Source organism: Sporosarcina sp. FSL K6-1522 (assembly GCF_038622445.1).
In the GTDB taxonomy this organism is placed as follows: domain Bacteria; phylum Bacillota; class Bacilli; order Bacillales_A; family Planococcaceae; genus Sporosarcina.
Genome location: NZ_CP152019.1, coordinates 2,460,248 through 2,484,497, shown reverse-complemented (window position 1 = coordinate 2,484,497; position 24,250 = coordinate 2,460,248). Strand labels below are relative to the sequence as shown.

At 41.3% G+C, this 24,250-nt stretch carries 25 protein-coding genes, 1 tRNA gene and 1 riboswitch; of the genes, 2 read left to right on the top strand and 24 right to left on the bottom strand.

Going from position 1 to position 24,250, the window contains the following annotated elements:
- Positions 1–400 precede the first annotated feature (400 nt).
- A complete protein-coding gene (locus tag MKY34_RS12185; RefSeq protein ID WP_342510919.1) occupies positions 401–760 on the bottom strand; it encodes a DUF1413 domain-containing protein in 360 nt (119 codons plus the stop codon).
- Between the two features lie 480 nt (positions 761–1,240).
- Between MKY34_RS12185 and MKY34_RS12180 the strand changes: the two genes are divergently transcribed.
- A complete protein-coding gene (locus tag MKY34_RS12180) occupies positions 1,241–1,870 on the top strand; it encodes a hypothetical protein (RefSeq protein WP_342510917.1) in 630 nt (209 codons plus the stop codon).
- A gap of 566 nt (positions 1,871–2,436) precedes the next feature.
- On the opposite strand, the gene MKY34_RS12175 is transcribed toward MKY34_RS12180, so the two are convergent.
- From MKY34_RS12175 to MKY34_RS12105, 15 genes are all read right to left on the bottom strand, one after another.
- A complete protein-coding gene (locus MKY34_RS12175) occupies positions 2,437–3,933 on the bottom strand; it encodes a hypothetical protein (RefSeq protein WP_342510915.1) in 1,497 nt (498 codons plus the stop codon).
- A gap of 121 nt (positions 3,934–4,054) precedes the next feature.
- On the bottom strand, positions 4,055–4,402 hold the full coding sequence (locus MKY34_RS12170; RefSeq protein WP_342510913.1) for a hypothetical protein: 348 nt from the start codon (positions 4,400–4,402) through the stop codon (positions 4,055–4,057).
- Between the two features lie 115 nt (positions 4,403–4,517).
- Entirely contained in the window at positions 4,518–5,048 is a 531-nt protein-coding gene (locus MKY34_RS12165) for a hypothetical protein (RefSeq protein ID WP_342510911.1), read from the bottom strand.
- A 181-nt stretch (positions 5,049–5,229) separates the two neighbouring features.
- The gene (locus tag MKY34_RS12160) at positions 5,230–6,210 is read right to left on the bottom strand and encodes a site-specific integrase (RefSeq protein ID WP_342510909.1); all 981 of its coding nucleotides are present in this window, start codon (positions 6,208–6,210) and stop codon (positions 5,230–5,232) included.
- 169 nt (positions 6,211–6,379) lie between these two features.
- Positions 6,380–6,453, bottom strand: a tRNA-Arg gene (locus MKY34_RS12155).
- Between the two features lie 76 nt (positions 6,454–6,529).
- Positions 6,530–7,024, bottom strand: a complete 495-nt coding sequence (locus MKY34_RS12150) for a metallophosphoesterase (protein ID WP_342510908.1) — start codon at positions 7,022–7,024, stop codon at positions 6,530–6,532.
- A gap of 95 nt (positions 7,025–7,119) precedes the next feature.
- A complete protein-coding gene (locus MKY34_RS12145) occupies positions 7,120–7,719 on the bottom strand; it encodes an XTP/dITP diphosphatase (protein ID WP_342510906.1) in 600 nt (199 codons plus the stop codon).
- The gene (rph, locus tag MKY34_RS12140; protein ID WP_342510904.1) at positions 7,719–8,474 is read right to left on the bottom strand and encodes a ribonuclease PH; all 756 of its coding nucleotides are present in this window, start codon (positions 8,472–8,474) and stop codon (positions 7,719–7,721) included. The genes MKY34_RS12145 and rph overlap by 1 nt, the downstream gene beginning before the upstream one ends.
- 98 nt (positions 8,475–8,572) lie before the next feature.
- On the bottom strand, positions 8,573–9,367 hold the full coding sequence (racE, locus tag MKY34_RS12135) for a glutamate racemase (RefSeq protein WP_342510901.1): 795 nt from the start codon (positions 9,365–9,367) through the stop codon (positions 8,573–8,575).
- Between the two features lies 1 nt (position 9,368).
- The gene (locus tag MKY34_RS12130; RefSeq protein WP_342515255.1) at positions 9,369–9,785 is read right to left on the bottom strand and encodes a MarR family transcriptional regulator; all 417 of its coding nucleotides are present in this window, start codon (positions 9,783–9,785) and stop codon (positions 9,369–9,371) included.
- 122 nt (positions 9,786–9,907) lie between these two features.
- Entirely contained in the window at positions 9,908–10,132 is a 225-nt protein-coding gene (locus tag MKY34_RS12125; protein ID WP_342510900.1) for a LuxR C-terminal-related transcriptional regulator, read from the bottom strand.
- Between the two features lie 132 nt (positions 10,133–10,264).
- Positions 10,265–10,714: a thioesterase family protein gene (locus tag MKY34_RS12120; RefSeq protein WP_342510897.1), complete on the bottom strand. Its 450-nt coding sequence runs from the start codon at positions 10,712–10,714 to the stop codon at positions 10,265–10,267.
- Between the two features lie 142 nt (positions 10,715–10,856).
- Positions 10,857–11,636, bottom strand: a complete 780-nt coding sequence (gene sdhB / locus MKY34_RS12115; protein ID WP_342510895.1) for a succinate dehydrogenase iron-sulfur subunit — start codon at positions 11,634–11,636, stop codon at positions 10,857–10,859.
- Positions 11,637–11,641: 5 nt separating this feature from the next.
- Positions 11,642–13,396: a succinate dehydrogenase flavoprotein subunit gene (sdhA, locus tag MKY34_RS12110; RefSeq protein ID WP_342510894.1), complete on the bottom strand. Its 1,755-nt coding sequence runs from the start codon at positions 13,394–13,396 to the stop codon at positions 11,642–11,644.
- Positions 13,397–13,644: 248 nt separating this feature from the next.
- Positions 13,645–14,253 (bottom strand): succinate dehydrogenase cytochrome b558 subunit, encoded by a 609-nt coding sequence (locus MKY34_RS12105; RefSeq protein WP_342510892.1) that lies wholly within the window; start codon positions 14,251–14,253, stop codon positions 13,645–13,647.
- A 229-nt stretch (positions 14,254–14,482) separates the two neighbouring features.
- Here MKY34_RS12105 and MKY34_RS12100 point away from each other — a divergent pair, with 229 nt between their 5' ends.
- A complete protein-coding gene (locus MKY34_RS12100; protein WP_342510890.1) occupies positions 14,483–14,893 on the top strand; it encodes a YslB family protein in 411 nt (136 codons plus the stop codon).
- A gap of 57 nt (positions 14,894–14,950) precedes the next feature.
- Here MKY34_RS12100 and MKY34_RS12095 read toward each other — a convergent pair whose 3' ends face one another.
- From MKY34_RS12095 to MKY34_RS12060, 8 genes are all read right to left on the bottom strand, one after another.
- Positions 14,951–16,168 (bottom strand): aspartate kinase, encoded by a 1,218-nt coding sequence (locus MKY34_RS12095; protein WP_342510887.1) that lies wholly within the window; start codon positions 16,166–16,168, stop codon positions 14,951–14,953.
- 85 nt (positions 16,169–16,253) lie between these two features.
- A riboswitch (Lysine riboswitch) is annotated at positions 16,254–16,429 on the bottom strand.
- 101 nt (positions 16,430–16,530) lie between these two features.
- Positions 16,531–18,324 carry an excinuclease ABC subunit UvrC gene (gene uvrC, locus MKY34_RS12090; protein WP_342510885.1) on the bottom strand — a complete coding sequence of 598 codons (1,794 nt, stop codon included), beginning with the start codon at positions 18,322–18,324 and terminating at the stop codon, positions 16,531–16,533.
- Between the two features lie 93 nt (positions 18,325–18,417).
- Complete coding sequence (gene trxA, locus MKY34_RS12085; RefSeq protein WP_342510883.1) at positions 18,418–18,732, bottom strand: thioredoxin; 315 nt, start codon at positions 18,730–18,732, stop codon at positions 18,418–18,420.
- A 166-nt stretch (positions 18,733–18,898) separates the two neighbouring features.
- Complete coding sequence (locus MKY34_RS12080) at positions 18,899–19,876, bottom strand: electron transfer flavoprotein subunit alpha/FixB family protein (protein WP_342510881.1); 978 nt, start codon at positions 19,874–19,876, stop codon at positions 18,899–18,901.
- A 90-nt stretch (positions 19,877–19,966) separates the two neighbouring features.
- Complete coding sequence (locus MKY34_RS12075; RefSeq protein ID WP_342510879.1) at positions 19,967–20,740, bottom strand: electron transfer flavoprotein subunit beta/FixA family protein; 774 nt, start codon at positions 20,738–20,740, stop codon at positions 19,967–19,969.
- A 27-nt stretch (positions 20,741–20,767) separates the two neighbouring features.
- Positions 20,768–21,541: an enoyl-CoA hydratase gene (locus MKY34_RS12070; RefSeq protein ID WP_342510878.1), complete on the bottom strand. Its 774-nt coding sequence runs from the start codon at positions 21,539–21,541 to the stop codon at positions 20,768–20,770.
- Positions 21,542–21,733: 192 nt separating this feature from the next.
- Positions 21,734–22,315 carry a TetR/AcrR family transcriptional regulator gene (locus MKY34_RS12065; RefSeq protein WP_342510875.1) on the bottom strand — a complete coding sequence of 194 codons (582 nt, stop codon included), beginning with the start codon at positions 22,313–22,315 and terminating at the stop codon, positions 21,734–21,736.
- Between the two features lie 94 nt (positions 22,316–22,409).
- The gene (locus MKY34_RS12060) at positions 22,410–24,107 is read right to left on the bottom strand and encodes a long-chain-fatty-acid--CoA ligase (protein WP_342510873.1); all 1,698 of its coding nucleotides are present in this window, start codon (positions 24,105–24,107) and stop codon (positions 22,410–22,412) included.
- Between the last annotated feature and the right edge of the window lie 143 nt (positions 24,108–24,250).

The window sequence follows — 24,250 nt, the reverse complement described above, 5'->3', positions numbered from 1 at the left end:
CTTTTATCTCTACAGACAAAATACCATACATCCATATAGAGGTCCACAATAGAAAGGCTCTATTACAACATTTCTTATGTATGTAAATGAGATAAAGCATACATTCGAACCACTCCCATAGATTGCTATCATCAACCGCTGTCGCTGCGTCCTATGTTTATCTATCTAAATATCTAGCAATAATCGCACGTTGCAAGTGATGTTACATCTTGGCCGAGTTATAGCTGCTTTGTTTCAATTCAATCGGGTTGCTCAGTCTGTCTATGATTTAGTTGTGTTCCATCGTAGTTAAGCAGTGATTGATTGTGGCGGTTATTAGGCGCTGTCGTGTCGCCTGTGGTAACAGTGATTGGTTTCTGTTACCGATTCGTATAGAAAAAGGAAGGGCAATTGCCCCTCCTTAATCTTTCCTATACCACTGAGCATTTGCTGTATCCTTTTCAAGCTCCTTGATACCTGTAATCTCACCACTTCTAACCTTATGGATAATAATTCTCCCCAATGTTCTACGTTGAAGCGGCGTTAATATAGCCCATTCAGAATCAGAAAAACAATCTCTAACTCGGAATCTCGCCTGACTATTTTTGGATTTCACATTTTCTTGGAACTCTTTTAAAGGCTCACTATAATCAATTTGTGGTTCTTTACCGAAATGGCTGTGTTCTAGATAATCTGTAATAGTGCCAAAACCTTTTTTTATTGCAACATCTGACAATTTTCGGTATTCCTCATCTGTAATTTGCCATTTAATTAATTTCAATTTTCTCCTCCTCTTAAACATCATTACCGAGTTTGAGGTACAGGTACCTCAAACTCTATTTTATTGTAACATGTTTCACTGTTTTAATTCAAGTAAGTTAGGTTTTAGTTATACTCAGGGGAAAGCAATAGAGTGACTGCTCTCCGCCTATTGGTGCTTAGGCTTCCTTTGGTAGCAAGAAATCATAGATTACATGGCTGTTATGCAAGTACCAATCCTCTATGACACCACGGCAAGCTGACAAGCTTGTTAAATACCCCCGAGAGCTTGATATGATTACTCATGTAAGCTAATTCAAAGTTGAAACGGTCAATTCCACTTATTCCATATTCACCTTTCCTCTACCAATTTGCACTTTATTCTGTTATCATTTTTATACAGAAATAACTTCCAACAATTTAATTATGAATAAATAAAAAGGTGATTATTACCTTTATCGCTGTGCTTAGTTGGATAAAGAAACACGTGGAGGGGATAGCAATGATTAATAGTTGGTTAAAACGTGCAATGGAAAACCTATTTAAAAAGAGCGAGGAAAAAGAAAACTTCAAAAAAGCACGTCAAGAGTGGCTTTATAAGGGATTAGAAGACAATCAATATTGTGAAGCAGAGTGTGAATTATGTAATCATGAAGAAATTCGCTATGAATACATCATCGTAAATAGTCTGAACAATAATTTAATGGTTGTTGGCTCAGAATGTATCAAGAAGTTCACAGACGATTTTAAAACTGATTTCTATGATATAGAGGGAAACCTTGTTAATGAAAAACGTTTGACTAAGGATAAAAACGAATATTTTAAAAAGATTTTGAGTGAAGCACTAGATAAAAGGTTGGCTAATTCAAACAATGCATTTTATAAAAGTATTGCTGAACAAATTAAAAAAGACGGAAAGTTAACACCGAATCAATTAAAATCATTACATAATTTTTATCCAACACTTGAAGAGATGGGGCGACGAGCATTTAAAAGTGTAGTGACGGTGAGTTTAAAAAAAGAGAGAGAACAAGAACAAATAGCCAAACTTAGTCAAAATGAACTAGAGTTTGTTTCACAATTTATGTCATCCCAACAACGTAAGAGATTCGGTATTTCACTTATTAAATAGAATCATACTCCAATATTCAACAATCAAACGACAGTCCAAGGGCTTGTAGGTATGGATACAACTATACACACAAGCCCTTTTGTTATGCTCTCACAAGCTTCACAGACAGCTCTGTATCAATGATTAGACAGAATGATTTCTCTACTTCATTCTCAACACCCACAGGCTCGGTAAACGCTTCTAGAGGCTCGTTACAGTTGTTCATGGCTCACTCAAAGTTAGGCGACAATAGTAATCCGCCTGCGTTGTCTAGTACATCAGTATGATTCATATATTTTTCTCGTATCTTAGGGTTTGTGATTAAGATTGAACAAATGAAAAAGCACAACAAATTAATGATGTGCTAGTAAAAATACATATGATAAAACTTTTTCACCCAATTTGAATTTCTATTAAAGTTCTTGGGGACGTTGCGGTTTTTGAATTGTTTTATCTACCGCTTCGCTCCCGATAAATTCAATTCGAAAAACACGCTTTTCGTCCGTCCCCAAACCCCTCGACGAGGTAATATACTCTTCCATTACAACTTAAGACAAAATGAACTATAGGCTTATTAAGGCTGGTGTCTATTTTGTCTCAAACCCTATTATTGTGTAAATTCTAGTCTGTTTCTTCTTTCCATTTGAATCTATTACATAACCTTTATAATTTATAAATTCAAATGAATATCCTCCATTTGATAATATTCTATTAGCAACGCCAAAGTCTTTCACCACTTTTTTTGTATCAGGATTCTTCAACTTCAACTCATTTAATACTACTTTTGCTTCTGAGGATGAATAAAACTTAACGTCAACGTATTTCTCCAAAATTGATATCTTCGATTTTCTATCTTCTAGGAAATCAAGGATATATACCTTATCTGGATAGTTCAATAAGGTAGCAATTTCATTTAAATAACCTTGGGGCTGTTGTACATAGCGTCTGTATCTTTTTAAATTAATTGCTGATTTTATATACTTCATATCGTTTACTTTGACTTCCCCAGAAGCATCCATATAGAATATGTCGCTCATTCCTCTTCGCCTCTGAACTTTATTATCAGATTCAATAGAAGCGCCATAAAAGAGTTTACCCACTTCCACTCGGTTAGCTTCCATACTAGCATATCCATTTATTTGTTGATTGGTATAGTTTCTGAATAACAAATAAACGTTCTCTTCTTTTTCACGAGATAACCTTTTTCTACCCAAGCACTGGATAAATGTATCTGTGTCTAACATATCAATTATAATATGATTAATGCTATCATCTTTGATATCGACGCCTACATCTAATACGGAAGTTGCAATTAAAAATAGAGAATCAAATGTTGAGCTATTTATAATAGTATCCACTTTACATTTATCAACAAACTTATGGTATTCACTCTGTTCTCCACAAACAAATGTTGCGTACTGTTCATACCTTCTAAATAGCTCATACGCTTTCTCAGCACTTTGAATAAATACCAATGTCTTATAATTGTTTTTTAGCAACCAATCCATTGCCTCAAATAAATATTCATCGGATTGATATGCCTCTATTTTTTGAATATAGCTATAATCACGTTCTAAGCTATATCTAATTATCTTTCTCTCTTTATAGAACTTTTCAATATAACTTAAAATTGTTTCACCAGTTGCACTTAACAGCAGTGTAATAGTATGAGTAGCTGATAAAACATGTGTCAATGACATATCAGTATAGTGGTTAAATTGTGAATCGCCTAAAAAGTAGTGTGACTCATCACATACTACATATTTGAAAGCATTTAGCCATTCATTGTTACCTCCATGTGATTTGCAAATACCCTCAATGCTTTGATACATCTTCACGGTTATATTTGTTATGCCCTCCTCTTCAAGAGTAGCTTCAATTTGCTTTTTAAGCTGCACCCTAGGAACCAGATATAGAATTAGTTCATTATGTTGTTTGGCAAACTCAGCCAATGTTTCTCGAATAAAATAACTTTTACCACTCCCCGTCCCTCCCGAAACACTTACAATGTCACCCTTTTTCCATAGTTGATAACTGTCGCCAATCTCATCTGTAATTGTATGTTTAATCTGTTTGTTTAGCATAATAAATCTCCTTTTTTCTTAAAAATAGAAAAGAGTGCAAGCATTAGCTCACACTCACATTCGGATTAGTTAAAAAAATCATTCAAAAACTCTTTTCCATCCGCTAAGTAAAATCACAATTTTACGGATACAGTGTAGCGGCAGCAAAAAGTTCATTTAGATAATCACCTTCAACTTCATCTCGCTTTAATGCTATGTTTTCTTTTAACTTTCGAGCAATCTCTTCATCGGAACAACTCATTGCTTCTGCACTATCAACAATATACTCATCAATAAGATGAGTATTATTATCATACTTGATACAATCAATAATTAATTTTTTATAACGATTAACTAAGTATTCTCGATAATATGGGGATAATGCTTTTACCATTAAATCCTCATATTCCGATGATGCAACTTGTGACATAACGATATCATCAGCCCCCAAAAGCTCATCTAATCCATCATTAATAAATTGTTTTTCCATTAGTTTCTTCCTCCAGTTGTCTATACCTAAAAACGTATTGATAGGTAAACCTAGTAAATTCACCATCACTATACTTCAAGGCATTTCATTATTTAATCCCCAATTATTAATACGCTTAAAAAATCATCTTGAATAATGTTTGTGCCTTTTCCCTAAAACTATCCTCTGAAAACTTTTTTAGAAGAAAATCCGCTAATTCATCATCTGGGAGGTCAACATATTCTACTTCATCAACTTCCATAATTCTTAAAAATGTTTCTGGAAGCATCCTATTGCTAAATCTTATTAGTTGAGCTACCGTAATAGGGTTTTCGTCATCGTATAACTTTGCTATTTCCAAAGTTTCTACTGGATATTGCTCATCGTAAACTTCCTTCACTTCTCCTAGGAAATCACCTAATCCTTTTAAATCAACTTGTGGTCTACTTAAATAAGCTACTTTGATATACGCCTCTACTATTTCAAGTATATCTTCAGTAGCAGATATCCCTTTTCCATAATTATCATGAAGGAAGTCTATCGCCGTTCTTAATATTAATGCGTTACTAACATCTCTACCTTCGAATACAAGCTGTCTGATTTTCTCCATTTTCTGTGTTGTTATTTCATCAGTTCTAAAACTAATTGTTTTTGGAACATTCCCCATAAAACTACCTCCTATAAAAAAAGTATTATTTATCAATACAACTATTAAGTAAATAGTAATACAACAAGGTTGATATGTCAATAAAGAATCACAGTTTAAAAAGACTACATAAACATAAAATGACTGCCTACATCAAAGACTCAAGTAACCTTGAAACTAAGGCGTAGACAGCCATTAATACTTATAGGTACTCTCTCAAATCCTTCGCTACTTCCTCTACATCTAAATCCAAATACTGCGTGGTCACGGCTAAATCTGAATGACCAAGAGCCTTACTGATTAATGCCACACTCGCTCCATTGTCATGTAGATTCTTTGCATACGCCCTTCTAAGAGCATGTGCATTGATATTTTCCAATCCAAATCGTTTAGCATATTTGGTAAGTTGCTTCGAAATAGCATTGTTAGTGGATTTTGTATTCAACGTCGTTGCCCTTGAAGATATAAATAAGTTGGTATTACTTACTCCGTAGTGTTCCCTTATCCTGTCATTACATTGAATCAGCACTCGATACAGACTTACTAACTGGTCATCTATCGGCAACTTCAACACTTGGTGGTTTTTCAATATCGCTCCATCTAGGACAAGTATCTTATTTTCCCAATCAATATGTCCTTCATTCAGCTGCCCTAACGTGTTTATACGAATCCCCGTTTTATACATTGTTAAAATAGCAGTCACATCCCTTAGACCAATGAATGTACTTTTATCAATTAATGACACTAGGATTGCAATGTCATTTGGCTTTGCACCCTTTTTAACCTTCTTATCTACCTTCACGTTGATTGATTGCCAAAAGTTCAAGCTTAGCCAACCATTGGTGAAACACTTGCTTAGGAACGATTTCAGAACCTTTAAGCGTGTTAGCTTTGTTTGATTTACTACATGCATGGAATCTAACCACGAGTAGATAGTATCTACAGTAACCTCTTCTAAATAGAGAATCCCTGTACTCTTTGCGAAATTCATCAAGACTGTATCGTAATCTTTGATAGTACGGGGGCGGTAGCCACTCACCTGCATTTGGTTGATAATAGTTCCTAAAGCTTCCGAAAAAGGCTTGTAGTGAGCCGTAGTTGCCTTCTCCCCTTTAATAGATGCGGTAAACTCTTTAGTTGTCAGTGTGAAATCCACGTCAAATAATCCCGTCTTTTTCGTCATAATAAAAAAATCCTCCATTCAGTTGAATTGGAAGATAATTTCGGTACGCTATTCACGTAATTTCTAAGGGTAATAAAAAAGGGATTCTGCACCAGTGACCGAAGCCCTGACCGAATCCCTAGTTTCTCACAAATCCAATTGTATCAATGGTTTGTGACTGATTTATTTACGTCCCAGGAGGGATTCGAACCCCCGACCGACGGCTTAGAAGGCCGTTGCTCTATCCAGCTGAGCTACTGAGACATGTACTTTAGTAATCATCTGATCGCTAAGGACAAATATTAGTATAGATCTTAATTCAACAAAAGTCAACGACATTTCAAAAGTTTTTTATTTCAGTTAACTCCACTATTTCATGTTGCATATTTTTGAATGTCACACGTACAGTTTCGTCCCATTCTACTACTGCATATGTCGCCTTTTTGCCGCCTCTTGGCTGCATCGTGCTACCTGGATTTAGAAATAGAATGCCGTCTTGCATCTCCGCACCGTATAGATGTGAATGACCGAATAACACAATATTAGCCCCAAGCTCTTTAGCGCTATAATAAAGCCTCATCAATGATTGCTTTACAGCATGCTCATGCCCGTGAACCGCTAATACTTTCTTCCCTTGCACATCGACAACAACAGACGCCGGGAAGCTTGCATCATAATCACAATTACCACGCACTCGATGCATTGTATGCAAAACCGGATCATCGTATGCTAGTTCACTATCTCCACAATGAAACATCGCATCTGCGGATAGAGTAGATACGGCTTTCACCGTTTCCTTATCCCCGTGCGAATCACTCATAACAACAATTTTCATTCATGTTCACCTACCCCTTTCATAAAGTAAAACTACAATCAGAGGAGGCTCTCCCTACCTCTGATTATAGTCAAACCAGTCGAGCTTACTACCCATTACTGTTGGATAAATTGTGGTAGCTTCACTTTCAACTTCGCTAACGCCGCCCCCCGATGTGAAATCAAACTCTTCTCTTCAGGCGATAGTTCGGCCATCATTCGCTCCTGCTCAGGCACATAAAAAATCGGGTCATAACCAAAACCGTTTGTCCCCTTGCGCTCCGTGTGAATCAAACCTTCACAGCTACCTGAAAACGTCTCTGTTTGAAGGCCAGGACCAGCTACTGCTAGCACACAGCGGAAGCGTGCTGTACGCCCCTCTGTAGGCACTGTTCCCAGCTCCGCTAGTACTTTGTCGATATTGGCCTCGTCACTCTTCTCCGTACCCGCATAACGCGCCGAATAAACGCCTGGAGCGCCATTTAGCGCATCAATCTCAAGTCCACTATCATCTGCAATCACGATTTTATTCAACAAACGTGCAACCGTTTCAGCTTTCAATATCGCATTTTCTTCAAATGTGACACCTGTCTCTTCTACATCGATGGCTTCTTCAATATCATTCAATGTTAGGACTTGTACACCAAACGGCTGAAATAATGTCTCAAAATCTTTTGCTTTCCCTCGGTTATTTGTAGCGATGAGTACTTCTTTCATCATTGCTCCTCTTCTTTCTGGCCGATTAGCGCCGCTGTTGAAGTAAGCGCTTCTGTTTGCACTGCAAATAATTGGTGAATCCCTTGTTCCGCAAGTGTCACCAAGCCATTCATTTCATCACGTGTGAATGTCGATTCCTCACCTGTTCCTTGCAACTCGACAAATGCGCCTGCACCTGTCATGACAACGTTCATATCGACTGCAGCAGACGAATCCTCCACATAATCGAGATCCAAGATCAGTTGACCATCATTCGTCTTCCCTACACTTGTTGCCGCCAAGTAATCGGCAATTGGGAACGTCGTAAACGCTTTAGCTTCATGCAATTTAGCGATTGCCATTGTCATCGCAACGAATGCACCCGTAATCGATGCTGTACGCGTTCCACCGTCCGCCTGAATGACGTCACAGTCTACCCAAATCGTCCGCTCTCCTAACGCCTCTAAGTTCGTAACAGCACGTAATGCACGGCCTATTAAGCGCTGAATTTCCATTGTACGGCCATTCACCTTCCCTCTTGAAGATTCGCGTTGCGTACGTTGTCCTGTCGCACGTGGTAGCATCGAATACTCCGCTGTTACCCAACCTTTTCCGCTTCCACGTAAAAATGGAGGTACCCGCTCCTCTACTGTCGCCGTACAAATCACTTTTGTATTCCCAACCGTAATCAGCACAGATCCTTCCGGATGCATCAAATAATCGGTTTCAATCGTTACTGGACGAATCGTCTCAGCATTTCTTCCATCATGTCTCATTATAAAAAATTCCACCCTTCAAGTTTGCGCATTCATCTTATCATAATCCATTTCACATACGCAAAACTCGGGTATCCCAAATTGGGGCACCCGAGCCGTTATAATTCGATTTGCCTAACATCTAGCTTATCAATCGACAACCAATCAGCGACAATTGAACGGAACTTGTCCAACTCGCCTGTCGTATAAAAGACGGGGGACACTTTACGAGTCTCTAAACGCTCAATACTATTCAAGTGCAATAGGCGCTCTACATCATGCACCGTCTCGATTGCAGATGATATGATGCGGACAGTACCTGGCAAATGCTGTTGAATATGGTGCTGCAGAAGTGGATAATGCGTACAGCCAAGTATAGCTGTATCAAAATCAACCTGCTGCAATGGCTCCAGTGTCTGTTTCACAATGGTGCTTGCATGTTCGGACTTGTACTGCCCGCTCTCAACGATGGGGACAAACGCTGGACATGCCAGCGAATGCACCTTCGCCTTAGGAACTAGTCTATGGATCGCGTCCTCATAGGCGCCACTGTTAACCGTCCCAACAGTTCCCAGTACAGCGATTTCATCCGTTTGAGATGCATTGACTGCTGCACGTGCACCCGGCTCAATGACACCAACTATCGGAAAAGGGAAAAATGCTCGTAAATCATCGAGTGCAGCAGCCGTAGCTGTATTGCAAGCGATGACGAGCATTTTAATCCCCTTTTCAGCAAGTGCTGACGCCATTTCCATTGTAAATGCTTTTATTTCTTCAACCGCCCGCGGCCCATATGGACAACGCGCATCGTCTCCGATATATACAATTGGTTCATTTGGTAATCTGTTCAGTAGCTCTTTTACTACAGTTAGACCACCGACACCCGAATCTATTACTCCGATTGGCGGTTCCACTTTAATCCCTCAAATCCTCTTTCATTTCTTCATGCAATTTAATGAGTAAATAGGACAGCTCTTTAACTTCCTTCTCTTCAAAATTGGCTAAGACGCTGTTCAAATACTCTCGACGTTTGTCAATTACTTCTTCGATTACGCGCTCTCCTTCACTGAGAAGGTTAATTCGCACGACACGACGATCTTGCTGATCTCGCACACGCTTGACAAGATTGTTACTTTCCATTCGATCAACTAAGTCAGTCGTCGTACTGAATGCTAGATACATTTTGTTCGACAAATCGCCAATCGTCATATCACCGTGTTCAAATAACCATTGCAAAGCGATGAATTGCGGCGGTGTAATCGTGTAATTACTAAGAATTCTACGGCCTTGTTGCTTTATAATATCCGCAATATATCTCAATTCTTTTTCCATACGTGCAACTTCTTCTGTGTTGTGTACGTTAGGTATGATGTGCTCCGTCAAGTAAACCAGCTCCCTGAAAACGAATACTGTCTACCTATTGTCACCCTTTTTAGCGCGTATGGCAATACCTTTTAATGCAATTGCAATTCGCCCAGACGCAACAATTCGACAATCGCTTGTGCTCTACCTGAAACGCCTAGCTTTTGGATCGTGTTTGAGATATGGTTCCGGACCGTTTTCTCACTGATCCCGAGCCGTCCCGCGATATCTTTTGTCGTTTGATCGTCAACGAGCAGATGAAAGATTTCTCGCTCCCTTGCCGTAAGCAAGGAACGGTTTTTCGATTCTTCTGTCAAGACGCGCCCCTCCTATCTGCTTTCACTTTAAACTATGTGAAGGGTAAGGAGGCTGTGCCGGCTAGTTTATCAGAAAATCAGAAAGTATACGTTCTTCATCTTAAAAAAACAATCTAAGCTCTAGCACTTTGCTTATTTCGCTTCTTGTAAAAGCAATCGGTCTGCATCCGTCCATGGAACACCTTTGCCAGTCTGTCGCCCAATTTGCACCACCGATCCACGGCCTGTAAAGACGATTTCCCCTTTTTCGTTCTTTGCCATGTAATGGACATCGATAGAGCTATTGCCAATCGTAGCCGCTTTCACGTAAATATCCAGCGCCTCATCAAAATAGACTTGCTTCAAATAATCGCATTGCAAGTCGGCAACAACCGGAATATTTGCACCAGACGGATCGAGCCAGCTATCCATCAAACCAATCTGTTTAAAATATTCGATACGTGCAGATTCAAAATACGCAAACGGTACCGTATTGTTCAAATGGCCAAACATATCTGTTTCTGAAAATCTGACCGATACCGCCATTGAAAAACTAAATTCCGAACTCCATGTTTCAAAATCCGTTATGTAAGCTGCTCTCATTATATAAATTCCCCCAGTAATGAAATGAATGAATACTCATTCTTTTATTCTATCAAACATCTAATGGAATATAAAGTAGACAGTCCCTAAAGAAAATAAAACCCTACTAAGCGAAAAAGCTTAGTAGGGTTCAAAACTACAATCAGTCTACCATATGGTCGCTTCCGAAGAAGTTTTTAAACATTTGGACAGTCGTTGCACGGTTCATCGCAGCGATTGACGTTGTCAATGGAATGCCTTTCGGACATGCCACTACACAGTTTTGTGAGTTACCACATTCACCGATACCACCATCTGTCATAAGTGCTGCTAGACGCTCGTCCTTGTTCATCGCACCTGTTGGATGCGTGTTAAATAGACGAACTTGTGACAGCAATGCAGGACCCATGAAGTTTGTGTTGTCATTAACGTTTGGACACGCTTCAAGACAAACACCACAAGTCATACATTTCGATAGTTCGTAAGCCCATTGGCGTTTACGCTCAGGCATACGCGGACCTTCTCCAAGGTCATACGTTCCGTCGATTGGAACCCATGCCTTGATTTTTTTCAAGGAATCAAACATGAACTCTCTGTCAACAATCAAGTCACGAACGACTGGGAATGTTTTCATCGGTTCAAGTGTGATTGGCTGTGTCAATTTGTCAACAAGAGCTGTACACGATTGACGTGGACGGCCATTGATAACCATTGAACATGCTCCACAAACTTCCTCAAGACAGTTCATGTCCCAGTTAATTGGCGTTGTTTTCTTACCTTCCGCATTGACTGGGTTCCGACGAATTTCCATTAAAGCAGAAATAACGTTCATATTCGGTCTATAATCTAATTTGAATTCTTCCCAATACGGTTGAGAATCAGCTGTATCCTGCCGACGAATTTTAAAATGCACTGTTTTCGTTGCAGTTTGTTGCTCGCTCATTTACGTCATTCTCCTTTCGTCGCGGAGTAGTCGCGTTTACGTGGCGCTACGAGAGACACATCAATCTCTTCATAGTGGAAAATCGGTGCAGATTTACCGTCAAATTTCGCCATCGTTGTTTTCATGAATTTCTCGTCATCACGGTTCGGGAAGTCTGGTTTGTAATGAGCGCCACGGCTCTCATCACGGTTCAGTGCTCCGAGAGTAATAACACGTGCTAAGTATAGCATGTTTTTCAACTGACGCGTAAACGTTGCGCCTTGGTTAGACCATTGCTGTGTATCTGTCATATTGATATTTTCGTAACGCTCAAGAAGCTCTACGATTTTATCGTCTGTCTGTTGTAGTTTGTCGTTGTAACGAACCACTGTTACGTTATCTGTCATCCATTCGCCAAGCTCTTTGTGAAGGACATAAGCGTTCTCAGTACCATTCATTTTGAGCGTGTCATCCCACTTCTGTTGCTCTTCTTTCACTGCTGCGTCGAAAATTGTAGAAGGTAGTTCTTCAGCAGTGCGTTTCAAGCCTTTCATGTAATGAACAGCATTTGGTCCTGCAACCATTCCGCCGTAAATTGCTGAAAGAAGTGAGTTTGCACCAAGACGGTTTGCACCATGCTGTGAATAATCACATTCTCCAGCCGCAAACAGACCTGGAATATTTGTCATCTGATCGTAATCCACCCATAGTCCACCCATTGAATAGTGAACAGCTGGGAAGATTTTCATTGGCAATTTCCGTGGGTCATCACCAGTGAATTTCTCATAAATTTCAATGATCCCACCAAGCTTGATATCAAGCTCTTTTGGATCCTTATGAGAAAGGTCTAGGTATACCATGTTTTCACCGTTAATACCAAGCTTTTGGTTAACGCAGACATCAAAAATCTCACGTGTCGCAACGTCACGTGGTACAAGATTTCCGTAAGCCGGGTATTTTTCTTCTAAGAAGTACCAAGGTTTGCCGTCTTTGTATGTCCAAACACGTCCACCTTCACCACGTGCAGATTCACTCATGAGACGTAGTTTATCGTCCCCTGGAATTGCTGTTGGGTGAATTTGAATGAACTCACCGTTTGCATAGTGAGCACCTTGTTGATAAACGATAGAAGCCGCAGATCCTGTATTAATGACAGAGTTTGTCGTTTTCCCGAAGATGATTCCAGGTCCACCTGTTGCCATAATGACCGCATCACCTTTGAAGGCTTTGATTTCCATTGTTTTAAGGTTTTGTGCTTTAATACCACGACATACGCCGTCTTCGTCAAGAACAACACCGAGGAACTCCCAGTGCTCATATTTCGTCACAAGTCCAGAAACCTCATGGCTTCGAACTTGCTCATCTAGTGCATATAAAAGTTGTTGTCCAGTTGTTGCACCCGCAAATGCTGTACGGTGGTGTAGCGTTCCTCCGAAACGTCTGAAATCCAATAGGCCCTCAGGTGTACGGTTGAACATAACGCCCATCCGGTCTAGCAAGTGAATGATTCCTGGTGCTGCGTCTGTCATCGCCTTAACAGGTGGTTGATTCGCAAGGAAGTCTCCGCCGTAAACCGTGTCATCCAAGTGAATGTCCGGTGAGTCACCTTCACCTTTCGTGTTTACCGCTCCGTTAATGCCGCCTTGTGCACATACGGAGTGTGAACGTTTAACCGGGACAAGTGAGAACAGGTCAACCGGCGTACCTTCTTCCGCCGCTTTGATGACCGCCATCAAGCCTGCAAGTCCGCCGCCGACGACAATCAATCTGCTTTTCGCCATTATTGTTTCACTCCTCAAATTATCAGTGATCTTTATTTCTTCAATCGATTACGCCTCAGCGTAATTGCGTCCGGATTTTTTCGAGCTCGCTCAAAAGGCTCCCCTTAAAAATCCGTGACATCCGCCGGAGGCTTTATCTGAGTTCAGCCGGAGCTTAAAAATCCCACTGAACAGTAAAACCACTTGCATTCATCCCACCACTTTGAGAAAAGGGAGGTCTGCTGAATTCAGATAAATCATCTTATGACTCAAACAAATGCGAATAGTGCTTGAACGCCGATTGTAGCAAGTACTAAGAATACGACAATCGTAACGTATGTAACGATTTTTTGTGATCGTGGTGATTGTGCAAGTCCCCAAGTGACAAGGAATGACCATAATCCGTTTGCCAAGTGGAACGTCGCTGCAATAACACCTGCAATGTAGAATGCAAGCATAAATGGATTCGCTAAGATGTCAGCCATCATGTTGTAATCCACAGTAGCACCCAACGCCTTCTGGATTCTCGTTTCAAAGATGTGCCATGCGATAAAGATAACAAGGAATACCCCTGTAATCCGTTGCAACATGAACATCCAGTTGCGGAAAGTACCGAAGCGTTGTACGTTATTTTTTGCTGTGAAAGCTATGTACAGGCCGTAAAACGCATGGAACATAAGTGGGATGTAGATGACGAACCATTCTAAGAACAGAACGAATGGTAAGTTCCCCATGAAATTAGATGCAGTGTTGAATGCTTCTTCGCCGCGCGTTGCAAAATGGTTAATGACCAAGTGTTGAGCAACAAAAAGCCCAACCGGAATAATTCCGAGCAATGAGTGAAGACGGCGCAAGTAGAAATCTGATTCTCTCGACAAGTCTTTTACCCTCCCTTATTACTGAGTTCACCATTCAACGTCTGTCATCGTTTCGACATGAACACCCGTTGACGGCTTCACTCTTCGTGTTACAATATTAGAACATGTCCATTGTACTCCTCTGTTTTGAAGAGGTCAAGACGATGTCTGTTTTTTGCTGTGTTCACTTTCCTATTTTATAGAAGACAGCACGACATTCATATTTATCCGAAAGGGATTGTATACTCTATTGGAAAACACTACATACAACTCACCAACTCGTTTCGGCTACGAAATTTTACGAGATCACGTAATTCCTAGTATTTTAGGTAAACATGAAGATGAAATTCTTTATTGGGTAGGAAAGGAAATTGCAAGAAAATTCCCCGTTTTCAGTATAGAAGAAGTGCCTGCTTTTTTTATAGAAGCGGGTTGGGGTGCTCTCGTTCTAGAGAAAACAACGAAAGATGAAGCGTTCTATACGATGACCAAAGGCGATATTACAACGACCGAAAATCGTTCCTGTCAACTTGAAGCGGGTTTCGTTGCAGAGCAATTTCAAAAGTTGAATGGTTTTTTAACAGAATGCTATGGTGAAGTTAGGGCTAAAGATGGCCTTGTCCGTTTCCACGTGAAATGGGATGTAAAAACAACAATCTAAAACATAAAAGAGGCGTACTCCTTATCGGATCCGCCTCTTTTGTATGCCTATCTAGTGTTACTGCACGTCCAAGCCGAACTGCTCATGTAACGCTGCGACCGACTTCTCCATATTCGGTTCTGGGACAACGACCGACACTTTAATTTCAGACGTACTGACCATTTTCACTGGGACAGATGCAATGCGGAGTGTATCAAACATTTGTGCCGCAACACCTGGATTCGATACCATACCACTGCCTACAATCGATACTTTCGCAAGCCCCACTTCGAATTCAACGCGTCGATAACCGAGCGCTTCTTTATTCGTCTCCAACACGTTCATCGTCTCCGCGAAGTCTTCTTTCTTAATCGAAAATGATACAGAAGGCTGTGCATCTTCTCGAATAGTTTGAACAATAATGTCCACGTTAATATGACATTGTGCAAGCGTTGTAAAAATATTTGCAAGCGAACCATTAAACGGTGTGTCATATAATACAGTCACCCGAACGATGTCACGCTCAAAAGCGACACCTCGGACAATAAGATTGTTTTCCAAATCAATTTCCTCCTTGATGATTGTTCCTTCTCCGTCTACATGGGCAGGTCTTACACGAAGTGGCATTTGATGATTTTTAGCAAACTCCACCGCTCTTGGATGTAAAACCCCTGCGCCAAGATTTGCGATTTCAAGCATTTCATCATATGAAATTTCTTCAAGCTTCTTCGCTTTGCCAATCAATCTCGGATCTGTTGTGAACACCCCTTCCACATCTGTATAAATGTCGCAAATCGCTGCATTCAGGGCAATCGCAACAGCAACTGCACTCGTATCTGAACCACCGCGTCCAAGTGTTGTCACTTCCCCGTTGGCATCCATTCCTTGAAAACCTGTAATTACCGCCACTACACCAGCATCCAATGCAGATGTAATTCTGTCCGCGGTCACTTGCTCGATTCGCGCATTACCGTGAACAGATTCGGTTGTCACACCTGCTTGCCACCCTGTATAGGATTGCGCTTTTACGCCTTCAGCTGCAATCGCCATTGCCAAAAGGGATGCCGTCACTTGCTCACCCGTCGACAATAACATATCAAGCTCCCGACTCCCCGCTTGCGGATTCACTTCTTTAGCCAAGCTCAATAACTCATCGGTTGTTTTCCCCATTGCGGAAACAATGACAGCTACTTGATTCCCACGTTTCACTTCTCCAACTGCAAGCTTTGCCGCGCGGGCAATTCTTTCAGGATTTGCTACAGATGTACCGCCGAATTTCATAACAACACGCACCATTTTTTCTTCCTCCATTTTCCACCTGAACGCAAAAACGGCCCTCAAGATTGAGAGCCGGTCCGATTGGAGCATCACTAAAAAACTCCATACGGATAGCTCTCCAGGTATTAGTACCTGACAGACTCCCACTTGTTCAATGGAAATCCAGCACAACGACCTGGCAGTGACTCGTCTGCTTCGGCGGGTACCCCTTTCCACCCCTCTCTTCAGGCTGCCGCCCTCCAAGGATGTACTATTGGCATCCGCACCTCTATCCTCACTTTATGAAATTGATAGTCAAAATGCTGGAAAGTACATCCCCCTGCATTCCGAACATAGCTATCTTTGTAAGTGAAAAAATTCAGTGCATTCACTCTACCATACTATTTATCTTCCCGCAATGCCTCTTCATGAAAATATACTGCTACCGACTCAGCAATTTTGGTAGGCAAACCAGCTTCTCGCAACGCTTCGGCTGATGCTTCTCGAATCTTCTTCACTGAACCAAAATGTTTTAATAACAACTTTTTCCGCTTCGGCCCAACGCCTGGCAAACCATCCAATGCCGATACAAGTGAATTCGTTTCCCGTCGTTGGCGATGGAACGTAATGGCAAAGCGGTGCACCTCGTCTTGAATGCGCTGCAGTAAATAGAATGCCTCGCTCGTTCTTTTAAGCGCAATCATTTCAATGGGATTGCCGTACAACAACTGTGCAGTCTGGTGCTTATCATCCTTTGCAAGCCCCGCAATCGGAATGGATAAGCCCAATTCGTCTTCAATTATTTCACGTGCAGCTTCCATATGCCCTTTACCACCGTCAATAACAATGAGATCAGGCAACGGTAGCCCGTCCTTCAAGACACGCACATAGCGCCTTCTAACGACTTCACGCATCGCTGCGTAATCATCATGCGCTGCAGCAGTTTGCGTTTTGTATTTCCGATAATCTTTACGATTCGGTTTGCCATCGACAAATGACACCATTGCCGAAACAGGGTCTGCGCCATATGTATGCGAGTTATCAAACGCCTCAATGCGAAGTGGTACAGCGATATTCATCGCCTCGCCTAACTCTTCACACGCACCAATTGTTCGCAATTCCTGTCGCTCAATCAATTGAAATTTTTCTCCTAATGAAATTTCTGCATTTTTACCTGCAAGATCCACAAGTGATTTCTTCTTGCCACGTTGTGGAATCAATACATTCACCTGTAACAATTGTTGAACAAGCTCACTATCCATCCCTTGCGGTAAAAGAATTTCCTTCGGCAATAGATGCTCCGATTTGCCGTAAAATTGACCAATGAAGGTCAACAGCTCATCCGCAGGGTCTTGATAGAGCGGAAAAATCGATACATCCCGTTCAATCAATTTCCCTTGCCTAACGAAAAATACTTGCACACACATCCAACCTCTATCCACAAAAAAGCCAAAGATGTCCCTGTCTGTAAAGTCATTCATCGTCATTGCTTGTTTCTCCATAACAGCTTCAATATTGACAATTTGATCGCGGTATTCTTTCGCCCTTTCAAACTCCAAGTTTTCCGCAGCAGCCGACATTTTTTCAGTCAATTCTTTCTTGACACTCTTATAACCGCCGTTTAAAAAACGGGTAATATCGTCGAACATTTCTTTATATGTTTCATCCTCTACCTCATTAACGCAAGGTGCTAAACACTGTCCGAGATGATAATACAAACAAACGCGATCCGGCAGTGTATGGCATTTCCGATATGGGTAAAGTCGATCTAATAACTTCTTCGTTTCCCCTGCCGCATAAGCATTCGGATAAGGGCCAAAATATTTTCCTTTATCCTTTTTCACCTGCCGCGTAATAATAAGCTTCGGATGACGTTCTGCAGTTAGCTTTAAATAGGGGTAGCTCTTATCATCCTTTAGCATGATATTGTATTTAGGATCGTACTGTTTAATAAGATTTAATTCTAATACTAGCGCTTCGATGTTGGACGACGTCACAATATACTCAAAATCTTCAATTTCACCAACGAGCCGTTGCGTTTTTGCATCGTGACTGCCCGTAAAATAACTGCGAACACGATTTTTAAGCACCTTGGCTTTTCCAACATAAATGACAGTCCCTTGCCGGTCTTTCATCAAATAACAGCCCGGCAACTCCGGTAAAATCGCTAGTTTTTGTCCAATTAGTTCATTCACATTTTTCACCTACCCAAAAAAACCGGGCACCAATGAAGGGACCCGGTTATTCTATTGAATTATTCAGCAGGAAGTCTCCTCTACTGTCAGAAATTACGCGTGTTTTTCGATTAGTTCAGCAAGTGCTTCTTTCGGTTTGAAGCCAACAACTTTGTCAACGATTTCTCCATCTTTGAATAGGATCAATGTTGGGATAGACATAACGCCGTAGTTGCTTGCAGTTCCTTGGTTATCGTCAACGTCTACTTTTACAATGCTCGCTTTACCATCGATATCGCCATCAAGTTCTTCAAGAACTGGAGCGATCATTTTACAAGGTCCACACCAAGGTGCCCAAAAATCCACAAGGACAAGTCCTTCTTTAATATTCTCTGCAAATGTTTGATCTGTTGCATTAATGATAGCCATATTGAAATTTCCTCCTCAAAATTCGTGTTCAATTGAACAACATGTGTATTGAATAGCTCTGCTTGTATTATAGCATGCGGCACATGGAGCCGCTAACTATATGCCCGTCACAAGTAAAAGCTCCCTCTTAAATAAAAGGGAGCTTTTACTTTAAGCTTTATTGGACTCACACGCCGACTTTCAATTGTTTAATTTCTTCGATCATCATCGGGATTACTTCAAACAAATCGCCAACAATTCCATAGTCCGCTACTTTGAAGATGTTCGCTTCAGGGTCTTTGTTGATGGCAACGATTACTTTTGAATTGGACATCCCAGCCATATGCTGGATTGCACCTGAAATCCCTGCTGCAATGTACAAATCAGGTGTTACGACTTTACCTGTTTGTCCAATTTGCAAAGAGTAGTCACAGTAATCCGCGTCACAAGCACCGCGAGATGCACCGATTGCTCCACCAAGAAGATTCGCAAGTTCCTGTAATGGCTCAAATCCTTCCGCACTCTTCACGCCACGTCCACCCGCAACAACCACTTTCGCCTCAGAAAGATCAACACCCTCTGTCGATTTACGAACGACTTCAGCAATGATTGTACGAAGGTTTGTAATATCAACCGATACCGCAGAGCTATCGCCCGTGCGGCCTGCATCCTGCTCAAGTGGTGCGATGTTATTCGGACGTACTGTAATAAACAGAAGTCCTTCTTTATTCTGCACTTTTTCAAATGCTTTACCAGAATAGATTGGGCGGATGAATACAGCTGCATCACCTTCCCCTTCGATATCCGTCACATCAGAAATCAAACCAGATGCTAGTTTACTAGCGATTTTAGGCGATAGATCTTTCCCAAGAGCCGTATGCCCAAAGACAACCGCTTCCGGATTCTCTTGCTCATAAACAGCCATAAACGCTTGGCCAAAGCCATCGGATGTATATTGCTTCAAATGTGGGTGTTCTACAGTAACGATACGGTCTGCTCCGTACTGAATCATTTCTGCCGCTAATGATTGAACAGCATCGCCGAGCAATACGCCGACAACTTCTCCGCCTCCAGAAATCTTCTTCGCAGCCGCAATCGCTTCAAATGACACGTTACGCAGCGTACCTTCTCGTGCTTCCCCAAGAACTAATACTTTTTTAGACATCTCTATTCCCTCCGATTACATTTAAAAGTTTGAATATACTACGCTACTTACTAGAACAAGACTACCTTTGCTAAACACGGTAGATTACTGTTAGATTACTTTCGCTTCTGAATGCAGTAGCGACACTAGTTCTTTCACCTGATCAGCGATGTCGCCTTCAAGAACACGGCCTGCCGCTTTTTGTGCTGGTAGATACACTTCAATTGTTTCTGTTTTTGCTGCTACGTCATCCTCATCGAGGTCAAGATCATCAAGCTCAAGCTCTTCAAGCGGCTTTTTCTTCGCTTTCATGATTCCTGGAAGTGATGGGTAGCGTGGCTCATTTAAGCCTTGTTGCGCTGTAACAAGCAACGGTAGTGATGTCTCAATATTTTCAGAATCGCCTTCAACATCACGAACAATTTTCACGGATGTTCCGTCGATTTCAAGATTTGTAATCGTCGTTACATAGTTAATGCCTAGCAATTCCGCAACACGTGGGCCGACTTGACCTGAGCCACCATCAATTGCGACATTTCCTGCAAGGATTAAATCTGCTTCTTTGTCTTTCAAATATTCAGCGATGATTTTAGCAGCTGTAAATTCATCCATCTCATCTAAATCATCTTCAGTATTAATGAGTACCGCTTTGTCAGCGCCCATCGCAAGTGCTGTGCGAAGTTGTTTTTCTGCCTCTTCGTCACCAATTGTAATAACTGTTACTTCGCCTTCGTTTGCGTCGCGTACTTGAATCGCTTCTTCAATCGCATATTCGTCATAAGGATTGATGATGAATTCTGCACCATCTTCCGCAATTTTTCCGTTTGAAACCGCAATCTTTTCCTCTGTGTCAAATGTCCGTTTTACTAGTACGTAAATATTCATAATCGCAAATCTCCCCCGACTTTTCAGTTATTTTCCCGTAAATACAGGTTGACGTTTTTCAAGAAATGCCTGAATCCCCTCATTCGCATCCTCAGACACGAACACTTCACCGAATGATGCCGCTTCAGCTTTTACACCTTCATAATAAGTAGATGGTTTCGCATATTGCAGCACACTCAATGCTGATTTTACCGCAATAGGGCTTTTCTTCGCAATCTTCTTTGCTAATTCCATCGTTTTTGAAAGCAAATCCTCATCCAAATAAGCATGGTTAGCAAGTCCTAAACGGACCGCTTCTTCTCCTGTAATGGGTTCACTCGTCAACAACATCTCCGCCGCTTTCGGCATCCCTACATAACGCGGCAAGCGCTGTGTACCAGCAAATCCTGGGATGAGTCCCAATTGTAACTCTGGCAGTCCAAGCTTCGCCTTTTCCGTTACAATGCGCATATGACAGCTCATTGCCAGTTCAAGGCCGCCGCCAAGTGCCGCTCCATGAATCGCAGCAATGACCGGCTTTGAAAACGTTTCCAAGCGTTCGAATACTGCTTGACCATTGGCAGCAAGTTGTGTGAACTCAGCTCCAGATGTCACGGACGTAAATTCTTTAATGTCCGCTCCAGCTGAGAAAAACTTACCTTCTCCGTGCAACACGATCACCCGAACTGCATCATCGTTTTCCACCTGGTCGAGTAAAGCATCTACTTCTTGGATCAATGCGCGTGAAAGCGCATTCGCGGGTGGCCTATTAATCGTAGCAACGGCAACCCCGTCTTCCGTAATCACTTTCAGAAAATCCATTCCATCCCATCCCTTTTGAACAAGATATTAACAATTATACATCAAAACTATACTAAAATGTCAACTAGCCGAGCACGATACAATTTGCAGCGGCTTGACTTGATTCAGCTTAGGCTTAGAGCCCAGCTGGATTGAGGTGCATTTCGCAAATACCCACTACTTATGTAAGCAGTGGACTTTTGCTGCAACAATCTACGCCTTCATACCCTTCCAAATGAGTCTATGTACTTCAGGCGATAATTTCATTAAATCATATTTTTGGTCATTCATCACCCATGAAGTGATTGTTTCGTCAATTGTGCCGAATACCATTTGCCTGCCTAGACGTACATCTAGCAGTGCATTGAGTTCTCCTCTCTCAATCCCATCATTCAAAATGGTATCGAGGAGCACTAAGTATTCTTTCAACACATCATTGATTCGAAGACGTAATTCTCGATTCGATTGTCGAAGCTCTAACTGCGTGACGACTGCAAGGTGACGGTCCTCGTGAAGTATACGGAAATGATTGTCGATTAGCCTGAACAATCGTTCAGATGTATCATAATCTTGCTTCAATATTTCCTCCACATTGCTTGCGAAAATCGCCATTTTTTCCCGAAATACCGATATGAGAATATCTTCTTTATTTTTGAAATAAAGATAAATCGTCCCGTCTGCCACACCTGCTTCTTTCGCAATCCTTGAAACTTGTGCTTGATGGTATCCGTTCTCGGCAATGACAATGACCGCCGCATCCACGATTTGCTTATACTTAGGCTTATCCCGTTTCACTTATTCATCACCACCATTAAAAAAAGAAAATATGAATGATGATTCATTCATATTTTCATAATAATCGTTATTTACTTTCTAGTCAAGCTTTACCTTACGATGTCTGTAATTCCTTGTCGACTTTCTGCCACTCTTCTTCTATGAGTGCGCGGCGCAAGATTTTTCCGACAGCTGTTTTCGGAAGCTCTGTACGGAATTCATATTGACGCGGCACTTTAAAGGCTGCCAAATGCGCTCGGCAATACGTATTTAATTCTTCTTCCGTGACGGAAATCCCTTCTTTCAGCACAATATACGCTTTCACCGTTTCTCCTCTATAGGGATCAGGGATACCGGCAACGACACATTCCTGAATCGCTTCGTGCTCGTAAAGCACTTCCTCAATTTCACGCGGATAAATATTAAAACCACTGGCGATGATCATATCTTTTTTACGATCAACGACAAAGAAATAACCTTTGTCATCCATATAACCTAAATCCCCTGTTAAAAACCAGCCATCACGAAACGTCTGCGCTGTCTCTTCTGGTCGATTCCAATAGCCTTTCATCACCTGTGGGCCCTTCACCGCAATTTCTCCTACTTCACCATTCGCAAGTGGCTCAGATGACTCCACACCTAGTATGCATGCATCTGTATCAGGCCATGGTACACCAATTGAGCCTTTTATACGTTCTTCCGCCCAAACAAAGTTGGCATGTGTCACAGGTGACGTTTCAGTCAGCCCGTAGCCTTCAACGAGTTTCCCACCCGTCACACGCTCAAATTCCGCCTGCACTTCAGTTGGCAATGCAGCCGAACCACTAATACATGCCTTTATAGAAGACAAATCATATTTCGCCACATCTGGATGATTCAACAAACCAATGTAAATCGTCGGTGCGCCTGGAAATAACGTCGGCTTCAACTTATCGATGGTTTTCAAAGCCGTTTCAAAATCAAACTTCGGCACAAGCACCATCTTATTGCCTAGCATAACAGAAAGAACAAGCACTGTCGTCATTCCGTATACATGGAAAAACGGTAAAATCCCCATGACCGTTTCTTCACCTGCTTCGCATTTATACAGCCATTCATCACACATTTTCACATTAGAAATGAGATTTTTATGCGTCAACATTACGCCTTTGGGCGAGCCTGTCGTTCCTCCCGTATATTGCAATAGCGCAATATCCTCATCATAATCAAATGCATAGTGAACCGGATCTGGTTTAGCAATCTTCATAATTTCAGTAAAGAGATGGTTGATCCCACGATGTTCCACTTTCACCGTGATGCCATGCTCCTTTTTCTGGATAAAAGGATAAATCAAATTCTTTGGAAATGGTAAGTAGTCCTTAATGCCGGTAATAATGACATGCTCCAATGTTGTTTCTTTCACGACTTTCGAAATCCTTGGAAATAAAATATCGAGTGAAATGATAGCTTTCGCTCCGGAATCTGTCATCTGATAAGACAATTCACGCTCTGTATACAACGGATTAGTCTGGACGACAATAGCACCTGTATACAAAATACCATAGTAAGCGATTGCACTTTGCGGGCAATTCGGTAGCATAATTGCCACCCGATCTCCTTTTTCAATGCCAATCGCACGTAAATAGTTTGCAAATTTCAAAGCTGATTCATGAAATTCCTTGTATGAAATATCTTTTCCTAGAAAATGCATCGCAATTTTGGATGGATATTTCGTACTCGTTCTTGTCAAAAATTCCTGTATCGGAATCTTTTCATAATCAAGCGTCTTTGAAATCTCAGGCGGGTACAAGCCTAACCACGGTTTCGTCGTCATAAAATCCTCCCTTTCTCATTTTAACTTGTTTGAATATTCCTATTTTAAGTATATCGATAAGTGAATATGCTTTCAAGAAATTTTTATTTTAGTATAGAAAAATACCGTAACCGACAATTTTCGGTCACGGTATTTTTTCATCT

Coding starts and splice junctions, on each gene's coding strand:
- MKY34_RS12180 (WP_342510917.1), top strand. CDS start 1,241: ATGATTAATAGTTGGTTAAAACGTGCAATGGAAAACCTATTTAAAAAG.
- MKY34_RS12175 (WP_342510915.1), bottom strand. CDS start 3,933: ATGCTAAACAAACAGATTAAACATACAATTACAGATGAGATTGGCGAC.
- MKY34_RS12170 (WP_342510913.1), bottom strand. CDS start 4,402: ATGGAAAAACAATTTATTAATGATGGATTAGATGAGCTTTTGGGGGCT.
- MKY34_RS12165 (WP_342510911.1), bottom strand. CDS start 5,048: ATGGGGAATGTTCCAAAAACAATTAGTTTTAGAACTGATGAAATAACA.
- MKY34_RS12160 (WP_342510909.1), bottom strand. CDS start 6,210: ATGACGAAAAAGACGGGATTATTTGACGTGGATTTCACACTGACAACT.
- MKY34_RS12150 (WP_342510908.1), bottom strand. CDS start 7,024: ATGAAAATTGTTGTTATGAGTGATTCGCACGGGGATAAGGAAACGGTG.
- MKY34_RS12145 (WP_342510906.1), bottom strand. CDS start 7,719: ATGAAAGAAGTACTCATCGCTACAAATAACCGAGGGAAAGCAAAAGAT.
- rph (WP_342510904.1), bottom strand. CDS start 8,474: ATGAGACATGATGGAAGAAATGCTGAGACGATTCGTCCAGTAACGATT.
- MKY34_RS12130 (WP_342515255.1), bottom strand. CDS start 9,785: ATGGAAAAAGAATTGAGATATATTGCGGATATTATAAAGCAACAAGGC.
- MKY34_RS12120 (WP_342510897.1), bottom strand. CDS start 10,714: ATGAGAGCAGCTTACATAACGGATTTTGAAACATGGAGTTCGGAATTT.
- sdhB (WP_342510895.1), bottom strand. CDS start 11,636: ATGAGCGAGCAACAAACTGCAACGAAAACAGTGCATTTTAAAATTCGT.
- sdhA (WP_342510894.1), bottom strand. CDS start 13,396: ATGGCGAAAAGCAGATTGATTGTCGTCGGCGGCGGACTTGCAGGCTTG.
- MKY34_RS12095 (WP_342510887.1), bottom strand. CDS start 16,168: ATGGTGCGTGTTGTTATGAAATTCGGCGGTACATCTGTAGCAAATCCT.
- trxA (WP_342510883.1), bottom strand. CDS start 18,732: ATGGCTATCATTAATGCAACAGATCAAACATTTGCAGAGAATATTAAA.
- MKY34_RS12080 (WP_342510881.1), bottom strand. CDS start 19,876: ATGTCTAAAAAAGTATTAGTTCTTGGGGAAGCACGAGAAGGTACGCTG.
- MKY34_RS12075 (WP_342510879.1), bottom strand. CDS start 20,740: ATGAATATTTACGTACTAGTAAAACGGACATTTGACACAGAGGAAAAG.
- MKY34_RS12070 (WP_342510878.1), bottom strand. CDS start 21,541: ATGGATTTTCTGAAAGTGATTACGGAAGACGGGGTTGCCGTTGCTACG.
- MKY34_RS12060 (WP_342510873.1), bottom strand. CDS start 24,107: ATGACGACGAAACCGTGGTTAGGCTTGTACCCGCCTGAGATTTCAAAG.